General features: G+C 56.0%; 18 protein-coding genes. 10 read left to right on the plus strand and 8 right to left on the minus strand.

The features are described from left to right. Window positions 1–18: 18 nt before the first annotated feature. From ACQG2G_RS11120 to ACQG2G_RS11145, 6 genes are all read right to left on the minus strand, one after another. A complete protein-coding gene (locus tag ACQG2G_RS11120; RefSeq protein WP_248766901.1) occupies window positions 19–1425 on the minus strand; it encodes a sucrose-6-phosphate hydrolase in 1407 nt (468 codons plus the stop codon). Further along, window positions 1425–2795, minus strand: coding sequence for a sucrose-specific PTS transporter subunit IIBC (locus ACQG2G_RS11125; RefSeq protein ID WP_029883319.1), 1371 nt, complete (start codon window positions 2793–2795; stop codon window positions 1425–1427). The genes ACQG2G_RS11120 and ACQG2G_RS11125 overlap by 1 nt, the downstream gene beginning before the upstream one ends. 67 nt (window positions 2796–2862) lie before the next feature. Continuing rightward, on the minus strand, window positions 2863–4380 hold the full coding sequence (locus ACQG2G_RS11130) for a carbohydrate porin (RefSeq protein WP_013096550.1): 1518 nt from the start codon (window positions 4378–4380) through the stop codon (window positions 2863–2865). A gap of 169 nt (window positions 4381–4549) precedes the next feature. Next, a complete protein-coding gene (locus ACQG2G_RS11135) occupies window positions 4550–5443 on the minus strand; it encodes an aminoimidazole riboside kinase (RefSeq protein WP_094084647.1) in 894 nt (297 codons plus the stop codon). Between the two features lie 88 nt (window positions 5444–5531). Beyond that, window positions 5532–6743 (minus strand): diguanylate phosphodiesterase, encoded by a 1212-nt coding sequence (locus tag ACQG2G_RS11140; protein WP_038420913.1) that lies wholly within the window; start codon window positions 6741–6743, stop codon window positions 5532–5534. 91 nt (window positions 6744–6834) lie between these two features. Continuing rightward, window positions 6835–8319, minus strand: a complete 1485-nt coding sequence (locus ACQG2G_RS11145) for an alpha/beta hydrolase (RefSeq protein ID WP_094084648.1) — start codon at window positions 8317–8319, stop codon at window positions 6835–6837. 297 nt (window positions 8320–8616) lie between these two features. Here ACQG2G_RS11145 and ACQG2G_RS11150 point away from each other — a divergent pair, with 297 nt between their 5' ends. The 9 genes from ACQG2G_RS11150 to ACQG2G_RS11190 all read left to right on the plus strand — a co-directional run bounded on the left by ACQG2G_RS11150 (window position 8617) and on the right by ACQG2G_RS11190 (window position 17050). Further along, on the plus strand, window positions 8617–9099 hold the full coding sequence (locus tag ACQG2G_RS11150; RefSeq protein ID WP_094084649.1) for an Hcp family type VI secretion system effector: 483 nt from the start codon (window positions 8617–8619) through the stop codon (window positions 9097–9099). 2 nt (window positions 9100–9101) lie between these two features. Further along, window positions 9102–9524, plus strand: coding sequence for a polymorphic toxin type 44 domain-containing protein (locus ACQG2G_RS11155; protein WP_072200382.1), 423 nt, complete (start codon window positions 9102–9104; stop codon window positions 9522–9524). Window positions 9525–10216: 692 nt separating this feature from the next. Next, on the plus strand, window positions 10217–11071 hold the full coding sequence (locus ACQG2G_RS11160) for a MurR/RpiR family transcriptional regulator (protein ID WP_013096546.1): 855 nt from the start codon (window positions 10217–10219) through the stop codon (window positions 11069–11071). Window positions 11072–11083: 12 nt separating this feature from the next. Further along, window positions 11084–11659 (plus strand): D-alanyl-D-alanine dipeptidase, encoded by a 576-nt coding sequence (ddpX, locus tag ACQG2G_RS11165; protein WP_013096545.1) that lies wholly within the window; start codon window positions 11084–11086, stop codon window positions 11657–11659. 15 nt (window positions 11660–11674) lie between these two features. Beyond that, complete coding sequence (locus tag ACQG2G_RS11170) at window positions 11675–13207, plus strand: ABC transporter substrate-binding protein (RefSeq protein ID WP_023619646.1); 1533 nt, start codon at window positions 11675–11677, stop codon at window positions 13205–13207. 22 nt (window positions 13208–13229) lie between these two features. After that, window positions 13230–14252 (plus strand): ABC transporter permease, encoded by a 1023-nt coding sequence (locus ACQG2G_RS11175; protein ID WP_094084651.1) that lies wholly within the window; start codon window positions 13230–13232, stop codon window positions 14250–14252. Continuing rightward, window positions 14249–15145, plus strand: coding sequence for a D,D-dipeptide ABC transporter permease (gene ddpC, locus ACQG2G_RS11180; protein WP_013096542.1), 897 nt, complete (start codon window positions 14249–14251; stop codon window positions 15143–15145). Before ACQG2G_RS11175 ends, ddpC begins: the two co-directional genes overlap by 4 nt. Then, complete coding sequence (locus ACQG2G_RS11185) at window positions 15142–16128, plus strand: ABC transporter ATP-binding protein (RefSeq protein ID WP_020688688.1); 987 nt, start codon at window positions 15142–15144, stop codon at window positions 16126–16128. The genes ddpC and ACQG2G_RS11185 overlap by 4 nt, the downstream gene beginning before the upstream one ends. Continuing rightward, window positions 16121–17050 (plus strand): ABC transporter ATP-binding protein, encoded by a 930-nt coding sequence (locus ACQG2G_RS11190; RefSeq protein ID WP_020688689.1) that lies wholly within the window; start codon window positions 16121–16123, stop codon window positions 17048–17050. The genes ACQG2G_RS11185 and ACQG2G_RS11190 overlap by 8 nt, the downstream gene beginning before the upstream one ends. On the opposite strand, the gene ACQG2G_RS11195 is transcribed toward ACQG2G_RS11190, so the two are convergent. Then, the gene (locus ACQG2G_RS11195; protein WP_029883329.1) at window positions 17047–17796 is read right to left on the minus strand and encodes an SDR family NAD(P)-dependent oxidoreductase; all 750 of its coding nucleotides are present in this window, start codon (window positions 17794–17796) and stop codon (window positions 17047–17049) included. The two genes, ACQG2G_RS11190 and ACQG2G_RS11195, sit on opposite strands and share 4 nt — an antisense overlap. A 134-nt stretch (window positions 17797–17930) precedes the next feature. Between ACQG2G_RS11195 and ACQG2G_RS11200 the strand changes: the two genes are divergently transcribed. Then, the gene (locus tag ACQG2G_RS11200; protein ID WP_094084653.1) at window positions 17931–18836 is read left to right on the plus strand and encodes a LysR family transcriptional regulator; all 906 of its coding nucleotides are present in this window, start codon (window positions 17931–17933) and stop codon (window positions 18834–18836) included. A gap of 23 nt (window positions 18837–18859) precedes the next feature. Here ACQG2G_RS11200 and ACQG2G_RS11205 read toward each other — a convergent pair whose 3' ends face one another. After that, a complete protein-coding gene (locus ACQG2G_RS11205) occupies window positions 18860–19288 on the minus strand; it encodes an OsmC family protein (RefSeq protein ID WP_020690322.1) in 429 nt (142 codons plus the stop codon). Window positions 19289–19333: the final 45 nt, after the last annotated feature.

Here is a 19333-nt window from a genome sequence, read left to right on the forward strand (position 1 = left end):
ATCCGGCTGCCAAAACCGCTATTCTACCATGCAGCCGCGCAGCGACCAGTAGCGTAATGTGATGTCGGACGCACCTTCGAATCGCACACGGGCCGGTTGGTCAGGAAAATAGCGACTGCTCATCACCCCTTCGCCGTGGTTGATGAAAATTTCGACGCTGGAGCGGTCGCACAGAACGCGCAGATGGTGAACCTCACCCAGCCAGTAGCGGGTTAACGTCTCACCCGTTTGCAGGCTGGCACGTTCCAGACGCAGGCCATTGCCATCGACCGTGAGGTGCAGCGCACCGGCAAAATCCAGTTTCGCGCAGGCAGCGCTCAGCTCGAACTCAAGGCGCGAGGCATCAAGCTCCGGCGCATCGCAGGCGTTGCCCTGCCAGTGCAGTTCCTCTTCACGCAGCATTTCCAGCTCACGCACCGGAGTCTGCCAGAGCTTGCCGTCGCGGTAGCGCAGCTCTCGCGGACAGGTCATCTGATGGATCCAGCCCTGTGCCCGGGTGGGCTGCAGCATCTCTTCCCCGTCAGGCACGCCCATCCAGCCAATCAGGATCCGCCGGCCATCTTCCGCCAGCGTCGTTTGCGGGGCGTAGAATTCAAAACCGGCATCCAGTTCGTGTAACGCACCGTGCTCAAATGCGCCGCGCTGATAGTCAAACACCCCGCTCATCCAGGCTGCCGGATAGGTGTTGAGATAACGATGCGGCTCACGTGCCAGCCCCTGCGGGCAGCAGATCAGAACGTGCGTCCCGTCGAGGGCAAACAGGTCCGGGCACTCCCACATGTATCCCGCATCCGTGAGTCCGTTGACGCCGTGACCGGCAATTTCTCCGCACGATTCCCACGTGTGCAAATCGGCAGACCTGAACAGCAGAACCTTGCCCCGCTTTTGCACATCCTGCGCGCCCAGCACCATGTACCACTGCCCGTCGTGCTGCCACACTTTCGGGTCGCGCACGTGGCCGGTGTAGCCATCCGGCAGCGCCAGCACCGGCCCCAGTTTTTTAAAGGTCCCGTCCGGTTGTTCCACCGCCAGGCACTGCCAGGCGGTGCGGCTGCCGTCATCGAACTTAACGTTGCCGGTATAGCACAGCGTCAACACTCCGTTGTTGTCCACGGCGCTGCCGGAATAGCAACCGTTGCGGTCGTACTCTTCATCTGGCATCAGCGCCATCGGCTCGTGCTGCCAGTGCAGCAGATCGTCCGAACTCCAGTGCCCCCAGCATTTATATCGGTGATCGCAGTCCAGCGGGTTCCACTGATAAAACAGATGGTAGCGCCCGGCGAACCAGATAAAACCGTTCGGATCGTTCATCAGCCCCGTCACTGGTGCCGGGTGCCACTGCGGGTAGTGGCGGTCGGCACGCGCGCGCGGTTGGCCTTTCATCACGGCCTGCAGCACGGCAGGCCAGCGGTAAGGTAATGTCATTATTCAGAGTCCGTTTTATATTTCAGCAGCAGCGAGACGGTAAACGCTACGCCAAAGGCAATCACCATGCCGATAATATAGTTGAGCAGCGAACTGGCCTGCACGATTGCCATCCCCGGCAGCGCCGTCAGCCCTACCGCCGTCATGTAGACATGCACCGACACCACCCATGCGCCACCCACCGCACCGCCAATCAGCGCGGCCACAAACGGTTTCACGAAACGCAGGTTGATACCAAAGATAGCGGCTTCGGTAATGCCGAGCATGGCCGAGAACGCCGACGGTAAGGTAATGGCTTTGATTTTTGCGTCTTTGGTTTTAAACCACACCGCCAGGCACGCACCACCCTGCGCTACGTTCGCCATGGCCCAGATGGGCAGCAGGAAATTAACGCCAATCGACGGATTCCCCAATAGCCCGGCTTCAATCGCGTGGAAGCTGTGGTGAATGCCGGTAATAACAATCACCGAATAGAGCCCGCCGAACAGCAAACCGGCCAGCCAGCCCGCGTGGGTAATCAGGGTGCTCAGAATAAAGGAGATGCCATCGCCTAACGCGCGTCCCGCCGGGCCGATAATCAACAGCGCGATAAAACCGGAGAGAATGACGGTCAGGAACGGCGTCAGGATCAGGTCTAACGCATCCGGGATGACCTTGCGCAGATTTTTCTCCACAATGCTCATAAACCAGACGGCCAGCAGCACCGGGAACACCGTTCCCTGATAGCCAATCATGGCAATCTCAAGGCCGAAAAAGTTCATGGTGTGGAAGCCGGACGCCACGCCCCAGGCGTTGGTCAGCGCCGGGTGAGTCAGAATACCGCCGAGCGTGGCGCCTAAATAAGGGTTACCGCCAAACTCACGCGCGGCCGTGAAGCCAATCAGAATCGGTAAAATGATAAACGCCGCCGAGCTGCACATATCCAGCATGATGTAGATGGCGTTATCGGCATTCACCCAGCCGTAGGTTTTCACCATCCCTAGCAGGCCCATCAACAAACCGGACGCCACAATGGCAGGAATGATCGGCACAAAAATATTGGAAAGCAGACGGGCAATACGCTGGAACGGATTGAGCTTACGCGCCGCGAGATCTGCCGCTTCTGACTTGCTCGATTCACCGATCCCTGCGGCCTGAATAAAGGCCGCGTAAACCTTATTCACCACGCCAGTGCCAAAAATCACCTGCATCTGGCCCGCGTTACGAAAACAGCCTTTCACCCCCTCGACCTTGCCGATGGCCTGCTGGTCAGCAAGCGCATCGTCGACCAGCACCAGACGAAGGCGCGTTGCGCAGTGCGCGGCACTGGCGATGTTCTCTTTGCCACCGAGCAGCGGAATGAGCGCACGGGAAATATTATCAAAATCCATAGTTACCTCTGCCTGACTTCATTTTTATGATGTTTGATACGCTCCCGCCTGGCGGGAGCGTGAAGGGTTAAAACCAGGTTTCCATCTGGACCCCAAAGTTCCATTCCCCGCCAGCGTTAAAGCCGCTGCTGCCAAAGGCGTCATCGCTGGCGTAGTTATCCAGTTTGCTGCTCCAGTCCATCCAGGTGGCAAACAGGCGCAGTTCAGGACGGCTGAAGAAATCGCCAATTTTGCCCGCCTTTAAGGTCGGTGCGAAGGTCAGCTTGTAGAAACTGCCGTTAACAGCGTTGCGATCTTTGTAGCCTTCCGGGTTCAAATCCATGTACTGATAGCTGCCCTCAAACGCCAGGGCGAAATTCTGCGTAACCTCTTTGATCAGGCGGGTATTGAGCGTAACCCACTCGTAGCTGTCGCCTTTGACGTAGCGGTCTTTACTGCTCTGGGCCAGTACAGCAGGCGCGATATGCCAGCCACCGCCGAGCGGCGTGACACCGTAACTTGCGAAGCGCCAGGTATCGGCTTCTGACAGCAGCGCGCCATCAGAGCCGATGCTTTTAACTTCTGCCCCCAGGCCGTGACCATACAGCAGCGCCGTTTTCGCTGAGCCTTCCCGCAGGCCGTAGAAGCTGTCATTGTGCAGACCCACCAGGGCATGCACGCCGGTGTTCGCCGCATCGGTTTTAATCAGATCGCCATTGCTGTCCTTGCGTTCGTCGTTATCCTTCGCCCGCAGGCCGCTCACCATGAGCTGGAATGGCCCGGCAAAGTGATTCATGCTGAGGATATAGTTCTGAACGTTGTTGTCGATCTGCTCTTCGCTGCCGAAGTTGCGCCCGTAAATCGAGAAGTTGCTGCGCAGCGTATCATTCCACTTCACGTCGTAGACACCGCCGCCGGTACCGGCGAGGAACACGACATCAGAATCCAGCCAGTGAATATCAAAGTTATCGCGGTCAAAGCGTTTACCGGCCCAGAAGGTACTCCCTTTCAGCGCGCCAGTGAAATCAGGCAGATTGCCCAGCTCGGCAAAGGCCTGACGAATGTTAAGATCGCTGGTATCGGCTGACCAGTCGTTATAGGTCTTCTGCCCGTCGGCTAACATGGCCTTAAAGCGCGTGGTCGCCCCACTCTCCAGCGTCTGTTTGTGTTCCACATTTAGCTCAACGTAGGTATCCGCTTCGTTACCCAGACGACCGACCGCGCCCCCGGTTTCCCCGGCAGGTGTCAGATACGGACCGCTTTTGCTGCTGGACGCCGCATCATTCATCAGCAGGCCTGAGCGGGCATATCCGTGAAATTCAAAGCCACTGCTCTGATCGGCTTTCTTTTCCAGCACCGTGGTACGCTGGGCCACCTCCTGGGTGGTGGTCTGCGTTTGCTGCTGGGCGGCAACCAGCTGCTGCGTTTTTTGTTCTGCTGCCGTCGCGCGTTTCTCCGCATTCTGGGCGCGCATTTCCGCATCCTGAAGACGCTGTTCCAGCGCCGCCAGGCGCGATTCAATGCTTGTCATATCGGTCTGGGCAAAAACAGAGGTACTACCGGCCAGCATGCCAATCATCACGGCAAGTCTGCGTTTTTTATACATTTTGTCGCATCCCTAAAAAAAGTGTTTTGATAATGCTAAATTGCTAAACCGGTTTAGGCTGCTGATACTAAACCCGTGAATTTTGGATCGGCAATACTTTTTGCTAAACCGTTTTAGTAAGTGTGATCGAGGCGACAATTCAGGCCGCCGGTCGGCGGCCAGGAAGGAATTACAGGTTGTGACGGTACGGCAGCGCGGTCATTGCCCCTTTGGCCGTCGTGGCCAGTGCACCACAGCGCTGGGCCAGTGCAAGGGTTGTTGCCAGATCCTGGCCTGACGAGGCCAGGCCGAACAGCAACCCTGCGACGAACGCATCGCCTGCGCCGGTGGTGTCAACACACGCTACCGGTGTGGCCGGATAGTGTGTTGTGATGCCCTCATGCCAGGCCATTACCCCCTCTTTACCCAGCGTCACCAGCACCAGGCGGGCCGGACAATGGTGCATCAGCGCCGCCAGACCGGTTTCGATATGGGATTCGCCGGTCAAAAACGTCAGCTCTTCAATGGAAAGCTTCACCACGTCCGCGCGCTGTAGCGCCAGTTCGAGGCAACGGCGGAGCTCGCCCTCATCCTGCCAGAGGTCGGGGCGAATGTTGGGGTCGAAGCTGACAAAACCACCGGCTTTTTTAACTGCATCCATCGCCTGAAAAGTGGCAGAGCGACTCGGCTCCGCGCTGAGCGCAATGGAGCAGACGTGCAGCCACTCTTTGGCCCTGAAAGGCGGCAGATCGGTGAAATCGAGAAACAGATCGGCGCTCGGCCGAACCATAAACGTAAACGAGCGTTCGCCCTGTTCGTCCAGATCAACCACCACCGTTGAGGTGCGGTGAGCCGGATCGAGGCGCATCCACTGCACATCAACCTGCTCATCCGCCAGCGTTTTCTGCATAAAACGGCCAAACGGATCGTCGCCAACCCTGCCAATAAAGGCACTTTTTCCGCCCAGTCGGGCGATGCCGACCGCCACATTTGCCGGTGCTCCGCCGGGACATTGCAGCAATTTGCCGTCCCCCTCTGGCAGTAAATCCACCACTGCATCACCGAGTACCCAGATTTTATCCATGTCATCCTCGCAGCTAAACTATGTTAAACCGTTTTAGCTATTTAAACACAGGCTGACCAAAGGGGAAATAATCAGGAAGGAAAAAGCGTTATCGTACCAGGTGTGGCCAGTGAATATCGCCCACCCCGTTAAGCTGCGGTCGGGCAAACAGAAACCCCTGGAAACGGCGAATACCGGCGGATTCCAGCCAGCACCACTCCTCCAGCTTCTCAATGCCTTCCGCCACCAGCGTGATCTCAAGGTCGGTGCAGCAGCTCACTATCGATCGGACAATCGCCTGTTTTGGACCGCTGAGATGAATATTGCTGACTATTTCCCGATCGATCTTGATTTTATCCGGCTGGAAGCGGGTAAGCAGTGAAAGCCCCGCATACCCGGAGCCGAAATCATCGATCGCCAGGCCAATACCTTCACCCCGAAGCTGTTTGATCGCGCTGTTGAACTTGTTAAAGCCGGAAATCATCTCGTTTTCAGTTACTTCTATGACCACCTGCTCCGGCTGAAGCCCGTGTTGTCTGATTTGCTCCACCAGAAACTCGACCGCCCCGGGCACCTTGACCAGCGACATGGGAAGCAAATTCACCGCAATTTTATGGCTGCCGATACCCAGTTTCTCCGCAAGCGCAAAGGCATACGCTTTGGTTTGCAGATCCACTTCGTAGAGCTTGTCCTGATCGAGCGTTTTGAAGAAATGTTCCGGGCTCCCGCCATCGTTGCCACGAATAAGCGCTTCAAGTGAACTGATTTTCCCTTCCGAGGGCTCGACTATCGGCTGCAGCGCAAACTGACAGATTTGACCGGCTATCAACCCCATGGCCTCACCGAAGGGCGCTTTTTCACATGCGAGCGTCCATTTTCCCGCATCCACCGGGTTCCTCGTCTGGCCGGTATGTTTCCCGGTGATAAAGGTCTGAATGAATTTGAACACCCGATCATCGGATATGAGATAGCTTTCCAGTTGGCTGTAATGCAAAACCGACTCAAGCACCTCTTTTGGGGACTGGACCTGCAGGTCAAACAGCAGCATGCCGACATTGTCAAACCGTCTGCGGGGGCCGTAATCCCGCATCAGTTCGACGACGCCACTGTGGCGCTCATCATCGCGAATTTTGTGGAACAACTTCACGACGCTCTCTTCCGCGCCCTCAAGAATTTGCATGACGTCACAGCCGTTCGAGAGCAGGACACCCGTGATGTTCAGTTTGGCATTGCGGCTTCGTGCTCGTTCTACCAGCGCGCTTAATTCTGCGGACCGGCAGGATAAATGTAACTGGCTTCGATAAATCAGCGTGGTGAGCACAGGAATGGGTTCCAGAATAAGGGAGGCGCCGGGGAAGTTACTGTTTAACATACTTCACCAGCGCTACCTAATAAATTAACGGCTTAAGGGATCACCCTTTTTCCTCCGTCCCGATGCGGTTGTCGATCCGCATCTTCATGTAGTCGTAAAACGGATTTGAGGTCACCCGCATCAGGGCATCTTTACCCACGCTCAGTACGGAGGTCTCTCCCCACAACGCAATGGTGCCCAGGCTGATGCCATAGCGGTTTTTCACGGCAGGATGCCGGCCATACAGATCGTCATCAGGCGGGAAAGGTACGGCGACATGCGAAAGCGAATAGACCTCCGGCGGATACTGCTGCGCCAGCGGCTCCACGGTCTCTTCTGTGCTGTCTGCGGGGATGTGCTTCGCGACCGTGGCGAAACGCTCCGCACTGGCGTTGGTAATAATTGTGACACTGTAACGTCTTTGCGCAGACGGCAACAGCTCAGAGAGGGCCGTCCACGACGACGGCCGGAATAACGGGCGGAAACTCGCCGCCTGGTTGATATCAAACACCACCAGTTCACTGCCGTTGGCCGGGAGCTGGTCAAATAACCCCGTGACAACCGCACGGGTACTGACGGTGGAATCCATCACCGACTGAAAGGCCAGTACCGGCGGCAACCGATCCAGCGTGTGGTTTTGTGCAGCGCGGCCAATCTGCTCCTGCAGCGCCTTCGTCAACAGCCACGACTGACGCGCCGCGTTTACCGGGAAAGAATTGTATTTGTAAGGGTTATACTCCGGCGCGATATTCAGCCACGCCGCTTTCGCAAACGCCGGTAACAGTGCCGGTAAGCCTGCGAATCCGGCAAAGCGGGCAAACGCCGTGACGCCGATCATCGGTGACAACAACACCAGTTGCTGAGGTTTTCGCAGCGAAGGCGACTCCAGCGCGTCCAGGGTGTATTTCATCGCCAGCGCCCCGCCGTTGGAATAGCCCACCAGATGCAAAGGAACGTTATCCCCCGCCAGACGGGAGGCTTCGCGCACGGCAAGACGCGTCGCCGCCAGCCACATCTCCCAGTCAACATTTGTCAGCGCCCCTGGTGCCGTCCCGTGTCCGGGCAGACGCGGCACCACGGCCACAAATCCGCGCTGCTGATAATCAACGGCAAGGTGCTTAACGCTATAGGGCGAATCGGTGAGTCCGTGCAGTAAAACTACCGCACCACGCGGTTTACCGGCAGGCATCAGCACAAACGAGCGATTTGCATCCGGAGTAAATTTTCCGGGCCACACCAGGCTCTGACGGTAGTAGCGGTTTAAGGCGGTACGCTCCTCCCCCTTCGTTTTTGCCGTGACCGCGTTATCCAGGTCGGTGAAGATGGCCTTTTCCCGGTCGAGATAGTCAGCAAAGTTCGCCTTATCCAGCTCGCTTACGCTCATTTCATCCGCACGCCAGGTATGCCAGAGATGTAACGCTGGTCCCTGCTGCGAGAGATACACCCGCACTGCCAGCAGCACAACCACGATAATCCCTATGACCATCGCTACTTTCTTTGCGAGAGCCATCAGGCGCACGCTGACACGCCAGGGCAGATTCGCCATGCCGGGTTCCTTCTCTTAGTCACTGTGTTTGTATCTTATCAAAAATGTGAAGGGGCTGAGGTATTCACTGTATTTATTGCTAATGATTTTTTGTCGCGCTTATCAGCGCTTGTGTAAGGTATGCCCATACGACATCCATTATTTCTTCATTCACCTGCTTCATAAATTAAATAAATGCCAATATTAAATACATCAACCTTGATTATCTTGGTTAACAATAAATAACACTAAACCGCATGCTAAAAGATGATATTTACGTATATTTATAATCTCTTTTTTGAAAATGGAGTTTTAACAATGGCTATACCGGCTTATTTATGGATACGAGATGATGGCAATACTGAAATAAAAGGAAGCGTAGATGTTCAGGATCGAGAAGGCAGCATTGAAATCACCGGTTTCACACACAGTCTGAGATTACCTACCGATGCACTTACCGGAAAAGTAATGGGCACTCGCCAACATGCCCCTTTGTTATTTCAGAAAGAAATTGACTCGTCCTCCCCTTACCTCATGAAGGCAGTAGCGACCGGACAAACACTTAAGACTGCGGAATTTAAGTGGTACAAGATAAACGATGCGGGGCAGGAAGTTGAATATTACAATATGACACTTGAAAACGTGAAAGTAGTCTCGGTTTCACCGCTAATGCACGACATAAAAGATCCCACCAAAGAAAAGCATGATCATCTGGAACTGGTTGAGTTACGGTACGATAAAATTACGTGGAAGTTTTGTGATGGAAATTTACAGTTTGCTGATAGTTGGGCGGAGCGTTAATTATGCGCTATCCAACGATACCCGTTCATCCAACACCGCCTGCGTATCCAACCTCCTTGCTGGTTCCCCCTGGCGCATCCATTGTTAACAATATGATGATAGCAAGATTCCATAAAGGCCCATCAGCACTGACTTACATCTGGTTCTATGGAATGGTAAGGCTACATGGACCGTGGGACTATAAATCACTATCAGGACGCCAGTATGCCGATTATGGTAATTTCAATTACGGTGCCGTCGGTACTGCGGCAGGCATTTCTGAACAAATATTATTAAGAGGGGCTGGATGGGCGCAAAGTCGATCGGGTAACGGGGATCCGCAGAAATTTGGCACCTGGTATGAATCAGCACCCTATGGAGATGATCCTGCGGATCAGGTCTGGATAAGAGCAGGTATTGATTATGCTAAAAGAACGGGGTTTTAAAAAACGGTACGCATTAAGCGTTATTCTTATCGTGATGATTTGGATTATATATATGATCCCCCGATGGATATTTCCTGTGGAATATAGCATATATAAGAAAACAGCTTTAAATGACTCTGCAAATATTTATATTGTGCAAAGTGATGCTGGAGCGACTACAGCATTCGGTTACCATTATTACCTGATTGATAATAAAACGTCAGACAATGACTTTATATCTCATCTGGATGATTATACTCCCTTCCTGAAAACACGAGACGCAAACGCCTTACGTTAAGTCGATAATGGGCAGATTTATCTCAACATTACAGGCGATATATATTATTTTTCAAGTCCCGCGCAGTATCGTATTCAATCTAACCTATACCGCATAGGTATAAATCTCGTTGCCAGGCCATAGGGCAACCTGGCAAATCATTATCTCTGTTTCTCCACATCACAAACTTTCCTCACGGGCGACGGACGATTCAGGATCGCAAATGCGCGCCCCTTCAAAGTTCTTGCTTACCGTCATACACACTGCACCAAAAGTGAACTACGCTGCACAAATGTTGATCATTGGTTAATCAAATATTGCATGAAATTTACAGCACAGCGGCTTTTCGCCGTCATGTGAACATGGCACGCGTCATGCATTGTTAACCAGGTAACAGAATTCCGGCCATTGACAGCCGGTTAACAGCGAGGCGGTAATGACCACCAAACCTGAAATGCTGAACCGTATCGAAGCCACCTTCAGCCAGCTGACGCCCAGCGAAAAGCGTGTGGCAAGCTGGATGCTGGCGCACGCCGCGCTGATACCGTTTGAGACGGCAGAGAGCGTGGCGCTGACTACCGGCACCAGCGGGATCACCGTCGGGCGCTTCCTGCGCAAGCTGGGGTATCGCAACCTGGACGATGCGAAAAAAAGCCTGCGCGATCCTTATCAGCCCTGGGGAATGAACGAACGCCTGGACTCCTGGCAACAGCAGCGCCCGCTCTCGGATCGCCTCCAGCACTCCCTTTCGCTGGAGGTGGACGCAATCACCCATGTTTATCAGCTGGCACAAACCGATGTCTTTAAGCAAATCGTCCATCAGCTCACCCATGCTGAGGCGGTGTTTGTGTTGGGTATTCAGTCAACACGCGGGATTGCCAACGCCTTCTTCAGCCACCTGGAATACCTGCGCCCGCGCGTGAGCTACTCCGAGGGGTTATCCGGCAGTTGGGTTGAATCGCTCAACTCCGGTTTTGACCACCCTTATGTGGTGCTGACCGATACCCGCGCCTATTCCGCCATTGCCCGGCAGTACTGTCGTGTCGCAAGTGAGAAAAGTATTCCGATGGCCCTGATCACCGATATCTGGTGTCCGTGGGCGCGGGATTACCCTATTGATTTATTGCAGGTTAAAACCGATACCGGCCACTTCTGGGATTCGCTGGCCCCTGTGAGCTGTCTTTTCAACCTGCTGCTGTCAGGCGTGGTCCAGGCGCTGGGTGATGCGCTTGCAGACCGTCTGACGATAAACCGTGAATTACAACAAGAGTTTGGACAATTCGAACGCTAAAGGAGCGGAGCTATGCCCGAAGAGAGTGAACTGATCGATGTCGCCAGAATGTTTCCTGAGTTGCATATCGATCTGAAATACGCCACCGCCGACAACCTGACTGGCCGTCCCATTTATCAGGAGGCGCTGTGTTTGCTGCATACCGATGCCGCCACCGCGCTGGCGAAATCGATTGGCATCGCCACGCTCGCCGGACTGAAACTGGTGGTCTACGACGCCTATCGCCCACAGCAGGCCCAGGCGCAGCTGTGGGATGCGTGCCCGAACCCGGAATATGTGGTGGATGTGGCCATTGGCTCCAATCACAGCCGCGGCACGGCCATCGACGTCACCCTGATGGATGAACATAACAACGTGCTGGATATGGGGGCCGGGTTTGATGAGATGGATGACCGTTCTCATCCGTATCATCCCTCCGTGCCGCCGCACGCCCAGCGCAACCGCCTGCTGCTTAACGCCATCATGTTTGGCGGCGGCTTTGTGGGGATCGGCAGCGAATGGTGGCACTTCGAGTTGCCAAACGCCGCCAGTTATCCCCTTCTTGACGATCGTTTCGCCTGTTTTCCGTTGACGCACACCCCTCTTTAAACCTGGAGCACTGCCATGAAAACAACGCTTCTCACGACGCTTATCGCCGCCACGCTGGCCCTGAGCATGCCTGCTGCGCAGGCCGCCGTTCCGAAAGACATGCTGGTGATAGGTAAAGCCGCCGACCCGCAAACCCTCGATCCGGCAATCACCATTGATAACAACGACTGGACCGTCACCTATCCGTCCTATCAGCGTCTGGTGAAGTACAAGCCTGGCACCACGGAGGTCGAAGGCGATCTGTCCACGGGCTGGAAGGCATCTGAGGATCAGAAAGAGTGGACCTTCACCCTGACGGACAACGCGAAATTCTCTGACGGCACGCCGGTCACCGCTGAAGCGGTAAAACTGTCGTTTGAGCGCCTGCTGAAGCTCAGCCAGGGGCCGTCTGAAGCGTTCCCGAAAGATCTCAAAATTGATGCCGTTGATGACCACACGGTGAAGTTCACCCTCAGCCAGCCGTTTGCTCCCTTCCTCTATACCCTGGCGAATGACGGTGCATCGATTATTAACCCGGCCGTACTGAAGGCCAATGCCGCCGATGACGCGCGAGCTTATCTGGCGCAGAACACCGCCGGTTCCGGGCCATTTATGCTGAAGAGCTGGCAAAAAGGTCAGCAGCTGGTGCTGGTGCCTAACCCGCACTGGGCGGGAGATAAGCCCCACTTTAAGCGCGTCTCGGTGAAAATTATCGGTGAAAGCGCGTCGCGTCGCCTGCAGCTTTCCCGTGGCGATCTGGATATTGCCGACTCCCTGCCTGTCGATCAGCTTTCTGCGCTCAAGCAGGAGGGCAAAGTCGCCGTGGCGGAGTATCCTTCCCTGCGCGTGACCTATCTCTATCTCAACAACAGCAAAGCGCCGCTGAATCAGGTGGATTTGCGCCGCGCCGTCTCCTGGGCAACCGATTATCAGGGAATGGTGAAAGGCATTCTCAGCGGTAACGGCAAGCAGATGCGCGGCCCGATCCCGGATGGCATGTGGGGCTTTGACGCCACCGCCATGCAGTACAGCTTTGACGAGGCCAAAGCGAAAGCGGCACTGGAGAAAGTCAAAGATAAACCGGCCAGCCTGACATTCCTCTACTCGGACAACGACCCGAACTGGGAGCCTATCGCCCTCTCCACTCAGGCCAGCCTGGGCAAGCTCGGTATCAACGTCAAGCTGGAAAAACTGGCTAACGCCACCATGCGCGACCGCGTGGGTAAAGGCGATTATGACATTGCCATTGGCAACTGGAGCCCGGACTTTGCCGACCCGTACATGTTCATGAACTACTGGTTTGAGTCGGACAAAAAAGGTCTGCCGGGCAACCGCTCGTTCTATGAGAACAAAGAGGTTGATTCCCTGCTGCAGGCGGCGCTGAAAACCACGGACCAGGCGGAGCGCACCCGCGATTACCAGCAAGCGCAGAAGATTGTAATTGACGAAGCGGCCTACGTTTATCTGTTCCAGAAGAACTACCAGCTGGCAATGAACAAAGAGGTCAAAGGCTTCACCTTTAATCCAATGCTCGAGCAGGTGTTCAACATCGCCACCATGAGCAAGTAACGGTTTCGCCGGGGGAAAGTGTATGACGTTCTGGAGCATTGTGCGCCAGCGCTGCTGGGGGTTAATCCTGGTAGTAGCCGGTGTCTGTATCATCACCTTTATCATTTCACACCTGATCCCCGGCGATCCGGCCCGCCTGCTGGCCGGTGACCGTGCCAGCGACGATATTGTGCAGAACATTCGCCAGCAACTGGGACTGGATCAGCCGCTCTATATCCAGTTTGGCCGCTATGTGGACGCCCTGGTGCACGGCGATTTAGGGACCTCTATCCGTACCGGGCGGCCGGTGGCGGAAGATTTAAAAGCCTTCTTCCCTGCCACGCTGGAGCTGGCGTTCTGTTCCCTGCTGCTGGCGCTGGTGATCGGCGTTCCGCTGGGGATTTTATCGGCGGTCTACCGTAACCGCTGGCTGGATCATCTGGTACGGCTGATGGCGATGACCGGGATCTCCACCCCGGCCTTCTGGCTGGGTCTGGGCGTCATCGTCTTGTTCTACGGCCATCTTCAGATTCTGCCCGGCGGCGGCAGGCTGGACGACTGGCTCGACCCGCCAGCCCACGTGACGGGCTTTTATCTGCTGGATGCCCTGCTGGAGGGTAACGGCGAGGTCTTTTTCAACGCCCTGCAACACCTGATTTTACCGTCACTGACGCTGGCGTTTGTTCATCTTGGCATCGTGGCGCGTCAGGTACGTTCCGCCATGCTGGAGCAGCTCAGCGAAGATTACATTCGCACCGCCCGCGCCAGCGGCTTGCCGGGCTGGTATATCGTCCTGCGGTATGCCCTGCCGAATGCGATGATCCCGTCCATTACCGTACTCGGGCTGGCGCTGGGCGATCTGCTTTATGGTGCGGTACTGACCGAAACCGTCTTTGCCTGGCCAGGCATGGGCGCCTGGGTGGTGACCTCCATTCAGGCACTGGATTTCCCTGCCGTCATGGGCTTCGCCGTGGTGGTTTCACTGGCCTATGTGGTCGTCAATCTGGTGGTTGATCTGCTCTATCTGTGGATTGACCCTCGTATCGGGCGCGGAGGTGCCGAATGATGTTGACTGAGGAAACGCCCGTCCCCGTAAACACAACGAAACCGGGCATCGACTGGGCAAGGCTGTTCTGGATGCTGCGTCAAAGCCCGCTCACGCTGATCGGCGGGGTGATTATGCTGGTGATGCTGTTGCTGATGGTAACTTCACCGTGGATCGTCCCCCATGATCCGAACGCGCTGGATCTCACTGCCCGGTTGCAGGCCCCGTCTGCGCAGCACTGGTTTGGTACCGATGAAGTCGGACGCGATCTGTTCAGCCGCGTGCTGGTCGGTAGCCAGCAATCCATTACCGCCGGGCTGGCGGTGGTGGTGATTGCCGGGAGTATCGGCTCGCTGCTGGGCTGTTTGTCCGGCGTGCTGGGCGGGCGCGGCGATGCCATCATTATGCGGGTGATGGACATTATGCTCTCCATTCCCTCCCTGGTACTGACCATGGCGCTGGCGGCGGCGCTTGGGCCGAGTCTGTTTAACGCCATGCTGGCGATTGCGATTGTGCGTATCCCGTTTTACGTTCGCCTGGCGCGCGGGCAAACCCTGGTGGTGCGCCAGTTTACCTATGTGCAGGCCGCCCGCACGTTTGGCGCATCGCGCTGGCATTTGATCAGCTGGCATATCCTGCGTAACGCCCTGCCACCGCTGATCGTGCAGGCCTCGCTGGATATTGGCAGCGCCATTCTGATGGCCGCCACGCTGGGCTTTATCGGCCTCGGGGCGCAGCAGCCCACCGCCGAATGGGGAGCGATGGTGGCCGTGGGCCGCAACTATGTACTCGACCAGTGGTGGTACTGCGCCTTTCCTGGTGCGGCAATTCTGGTCACTGCCGTCGGGTTTAATCTGTTTGGTGACGGCATTCGCGACCTGCTGGATCCGAAATCGGGAGGAAAACAGGCATGAGCGAAGCAGTATTAACCATTGAAGATTTACACCTGAGCTTCCCGATATTTCGCGGCGAAGTTCACGCCCTGAACCACGTATCGCTGGAGATCAAACGCGGCGAGATTGTTGGCGTAGTGGGCGAATCCGGCTCCGGAAAATCGGTAACGGCGATGCTGACCATGCGTCTGCTGCCGGAGGGCAGTTACCGGATCCATCGCGGGCAGGTAAAACTGTTGGGTGAAGATGTCCTGAATGCATCCGAGAAACAGCTCCGCCAGTGGCGCGGTGCCAAAGTGGCGATGATTTTTCAGGAGCCGATGACAGCGCTGAACCCAACGCGACGAATTGGCAAACAAATGGTGGAGGTGATCCGCCAGCATCAGCCCCTTTCACGGCGTGATGCCGGGAAAAAAGCGATCACCCTGCTGGAAGAGATGCAGATCCCGGATGCGGCGGAGGTCATGGAACGTTATCCGTTCGAGCTGTCCGGCGGCATGCGCCAGCGGGTGATGATTGCGCTGGCCTTCTCCTGCGAGCCTGAACTGATTATTGCCGATGAGCCGACCACCGCACTGGACGTCACCGTCCAGCTACAGGTACTGCGATTGCTGAAGCATAAAGCGCGGGCCAGCGGAACCTCGGTACTGTTTATCAGTCACGATATGGCGGTGGTTTCACAACTCTGCGACCGGATGTATGTCATGTACGCCGGGAGCGTGATTGAAAGCGGCACCACGCAAACGCTGATCCACCATCCCGTTCATCCCTATTCCATCGGCCTGTTGCAGTGTGCGCCTGAAAACGGCGAGCCGCGCGAGATGCTGCCTGCCATCCCCGGTACAGTGCCCAATCTTAGCCAGCTTCCGCGCGGGTGTGCTTTTCGGGAGCGCTGTTTTGCTGCGGGCGTAAAATGCACTGAAACGCCGCGCTTACTGCCTCAGGGGGCCGAAGGCCAGCGGGCAGCCTGCTGGTATCCGCAACAGGAGAAAACCCATGTCTGACGTACTGCTGGAACTGGATCGCGTGCACGTTAACTTTCCCGCACGCAAAAACTGGCTGGGGCGGGTCACGGAACAGGTGCATGCTCTTAACGGGCTGGATCTTCAGATCCATCGCGGCGAAACGCTGGGGATTGTTGGCGAATCCGGCTGTGGTAAAAGCACGCTGGCGCAGCTTTTAATGGGGATGCTCAAACCCAGTGCCGGCCTGTGTGCACGGACAAACCACGCGGGCGGTATGCAGATGGTGTTCCAGGATCCGCTCTCGTCGCTTGACCCGCGCCTGCCGGTCTGGCGCATTATCACCGAACCGGTGTGGGTGCAAAAACGCAGCAGCGAACGGGAACGACGTCAGCTTGCTGAAAACCTGGCGCAGCAGGTCGGTATTCGCCCGGAATATCTCGACCGCCTGCCGCACGCCTTTTCCGGCGGGCAGCGCCAGCGTATTGCTATCGCCCGCGCCCTTTCCTCTAACCCGGACATCATCGTGCTGGATGAGCCCACCAGCGCGCTGGATATTTCCGTACAGGCGCAGATCCTCAATTTACTGGTGAAGCTGCAGCAGGAACGCAACCTGACCTATGTGCTGATATCCCATAACGTCTCGGTTGTCAGGCACATGAGCGATCGCGTGGCGGTGATGTATCTGGGGCAAATTGTCGAGCTGGGCACGGCGGCACAGGTGCTGGTTACGCCGCGTCATCCCTACACCCGGCTGCTGCTCGATTCCGTTCCCAGAACCGGTGAGCCGCTGGATGAAAACCTGGCGCTGCGTAAAACGGATCTCCCGGGTAACCGCCATCTGCCCGAGGGGTGCTATTTCCGCGACCGTTGTCCGCAGGCCACGCAGGGGTGTGAACGCCCGCAGCCGCTACAGCCTTCACACGAGGGCCGTAGCGTGCGCTGCTGGCGTAATGTGGATTAAATTTGCGCCATCCCACCATCAACAAACAGCTCGGTGGCGTTAATAAAGCTGGCCGCGTCAGAGGCCAGAAACGCCACCACTTTCCCCACCTCGCCCGGCGCACCTAAACGTCCTAACGGAACCTGTGCAGCCAGCGCATCGTACAACCCCTGACGATGTTCTTCTGGCACCAGTTCGCCGAGTCCCGGGGTTTTGACGGGGCCAGGACTGACCACGTTGATACGGATCCCACGGCCCTGCAGATCCAGCGCCCAGGAGCGGGCAAAGTTGCGCACGGCGGCTTTGCTGGCGCTGTAGACGCTAAAGTTTGCCGTTCCCTTTATCGACACCGTTGAACCGGTCAGAATAATGGACGACCCGGCAGATAACAGCGGCAGCGCTTTTTGTACTGTAAACAGCACTCCGCGCACGTTTGTGCCGAAAATACGGTCAAACTGCTCCTCGGTGATTGCTCCCAGCGGCAGCATATCTCCGCCACCCGCATTGGCGAACAAAATATCGAGACGCCCTTCTTCTTTTGCTATCTGCGCATAGACTCGATCCAGATCGGCGAGTTGTGAGACGTCGGCACGAATACCCACCGCACGGGAATCAATTTGTGCGACGGCGGCATCCAGCTCGGCCTGTCGACGACCGGTGATATAGACTTTGGCGCCCTGAGCCGCCAGCTCCTGCGCCGTGGCAAGACCAATACCGGTGCTGCCGCCAGTGACCAGTGCGATTTTTTCGAAGAGCGTTGTGTTCATGTCATTTACCTTTTGTTGGGTTTGCGTTGCGCGTTTTTGCTTGCGCTGGAGACACATTAGCCCTTGCCGGATTAGTGAAAAACCAGCAAAAATGAAAATGACTATTCACAAACAGAAATAATCGAGAGAAAAAGATGGACCAGCTCATGGCGATGCGCGCCTTCACGCGGGTTGTGGAAACCGGTAGCTTTACCCGAGCGGCTGATTCGCTAAACATGCCCATCGCCACACTGAGCAAGCTTGTGAAAGCGCTTGAGGCGCATCTTGAAATACGGCTGCTGCACCGTACCACCCGCCGGGTGGTCACGACGCCGGAAGGCGCGGAGTATTATGAAAAAGCGCTCAGGGTGCTCATTGATATCGAAGATATCGATACCTCGTTTCGCGTCTCTCACGCCACACCGAAAGGACATCTGCGGGTGGATATTGGCGGTTCGACCGCCCGCGACGTACTCATCCCCCTGCTCCCGGATTTCATGCAGCGCTACCCGGATATTCGCATCGATCTTGGCGTGGCGGATCGTCCTGTTGATTTGATCAGCGGCAACGTGGATTGTGTGATCAGAGGCGGTCCGCTGAACGATTCCACCCTTATCGCACGTCATCTGGGCGACGCCGACATGGTGACCTGCGCAACGCCGGGCTATCTGAAAAAGCACGGCGTTCCGGCTTATCCGCAAGAGTTGCGCAACGGACATAAACTTATAGGCTATCTCTCCCCGGTCACCGGGCGACCCTTTCCGTTTCGCTTCAGGAAAGGCGGCGAGGTGCAGGAGATCGGCATTTCGCACTATCTCGGCGTTAATGAAAGCAATGCGCACCTGGCAGCGGCGGTGGCAGGATTGGGCATCATTCAGACGTTTACATATTCAGCAAAGACATATCTTCAGGCGGGTACGTTACAAGAAATTTTAAGCGACTGGCACCCGGCGGCGTATCCGTTTCACGTGGTTTACCCGCAAAACCGGCATCTGACGCATCGCCTTAAGGCGTTTATTGCATGGCTGGCAGCGGTTTTTCCTGCTGCGCTGAAGGGATAGCCGGGCCTTCGCCCGGCTCAGGCTTAGTTAAGTTTATAGTCCAGCGTGATTTCCGCTTTCAGTACCTGCGACACCGGGCATCCTGCTTTCGCTTTCTGGATGATGCCGTCGAATTTCTGCGGGTCGATACCCGGTACGGTGACCTTGCTGTTTAGCGCAATTTTGCTGATTGCGAAGCCGCCATCGGTTTTATCCAGCGAGACATCCGCTGTTGTATCGATGGAATCTGCGGTATAGCCCGCTTCACCAATCATCAGCGACAGCGCCATTGAAAAACAGGCGGCGTGAGCTGCGCCAATCAACTCTTCCGGGTTAGTGCCTTTAGCGCCTTCGAAGCGGGTGTTAAAGCCGTAAGGTTGTTGATTCAGGACGCCACTTTCCGTTGAGACCGTCCCTTTGCCATTTTTGATATCACCAGACCAGTGTGCCGAACCGTGCTTATGAATCGTCATTCTTGCTCTCCTTTTGGCTTACAAAGGGATAAGTATAGACGATGG

This window comes from Enterobacter cloacae complex sp. 382A5, from assembly GCF_050031095.1.
Taxonomy (GTDB): Bacteria; Pseudomonadota; Gammaproteobacteria; order Enterobacterales; family Enterobacteriaceae; genus Enterobacter; species Enterobacter cloacae.

Excerpts from the sequence above, each read along its gene's own strand:
- ddpX (WP_013096545.1), top strand. The coding sequence starts at position 11,084 with ATGCCCGAAGAGAGTGAACTGATCGATGTCGCCAGAATGTTTCCTGAG.
- ACQG2G_RS11185 (WP_020688688.1), top strand. The coding sequence starts at position 15,142 with ATGAGCGAAGCAGTATTAACCATTGAAGATTTACACCTGAGCTTCCCG.
- ACQG2G_RS11190 (WP_020688689.1), top strand. The coding sequence starts at position 16,121 with ATGTCTGACGTACTGCTGGAACTGGATCGCGTGCACGTTAACTTTCCC.
- ACQG2G_RS11145 (WP_094084648.1), bottom strand. The coding sequence starts at position 8,319 with ATGGCGAATCTGCCCTGGCGTGTCAGCGTGCGCCTGATGGCTCTCGCA.
- ddpC (WP_013096542.1), top strand. The coding sequence starts at position 14,249 with ATGATGTTGACTGAGGAAACGCCCGTCCCCGTAAACACAACGAAACCG.
- ACQG2G_RS11120 (WP_248766901.1), bottom strand. The coding sequence starts at position 1,425 with ATGACATTACCTTACCGCTGGCCTGCCGTGCTGCAGGCCGTGATGAAA.
- ACQG2G_RS11195 (WP_029883329.1), bottom strand. The coding sequence starts at position 17,796 with ATGAACACAACGCTCTTCGAAAAAATCGCACTGGTCACTGGCGGCAGC.
- ACQG2G_RS11130 (WP_013096550.1), bottom strand. The coding sequence starts at position 4,380 with ATGTATAAAAAACGCAGACTTGCCGTGATGATTGGCATGCTGGCCGGT.
- ACQG2G_RS11135 (WP_094084647.1), bottom strand. The coding sequence starts at position 5,443 with ATGGATAAAATCTGGGTACTCGGTGATGCAGTGGTGGATTTACTGCCA.
- ACQG2G_RS11155 (WP_072200382.1), top strand. The coding sequence starts at position 9,102 with ATGCGCTATCCAACGATACCCGTTCATCCAACACCGCCTGCGTATCCA.
- ACQG2G_RS11175 (WP_094084651.1), top strand. The coding sequence starts at position 13,230 with ATGACGTTCTGGAGCATTGTGCGCCAGCGCTGCTGGGGGTTAATCCTG.
- ACQG2G_RS11170 (WP_023619646.1), top strand. The coding sequence starts at position 11,675 with ATGAAAACAACGCTTCTCACGACGCTTATCGCCGCCACGCTGGCCCTG.
- ACQG2G_RS11125 (WP_029883319.1), bottom strand. The coding sequence starts at position 2,795 with ATGGATTTTGATAATATTTCCCGTGCGCTCATTCCGCTGCTCGGTGGC.
- ACQG2G_RS11160 (WP_013096546.1), top strand. The coding sequence starts at position 10,217 with ATGACCACCAAACCTGAAATGCTGAACCGTATCGAAGCCACCTTCAGC.
- ACQG2G_RS11150 (WP_094084649.1), top strand. The coding sequence starts at position 8,617 with ATGGCTATACCGGCTTATTTATGGATACGAGATGATGGCAATACTGAA.
- ACQG2G_RS11205 (WP_020690322.1), bottom strand. The coding sequence starts at position 19,288 with ATGACGATTCATAAGCACGGTTCGGCACACTGGTCTGGTGATATCAAA.
- ACQG2G_RS11200 (WP_094084653.1), top strand. The coding sequence starts at position 17,931 with ATGGACCAGCTCATGGCGATGCGCGCCTTCACGCGGGTTGTGGAAACC.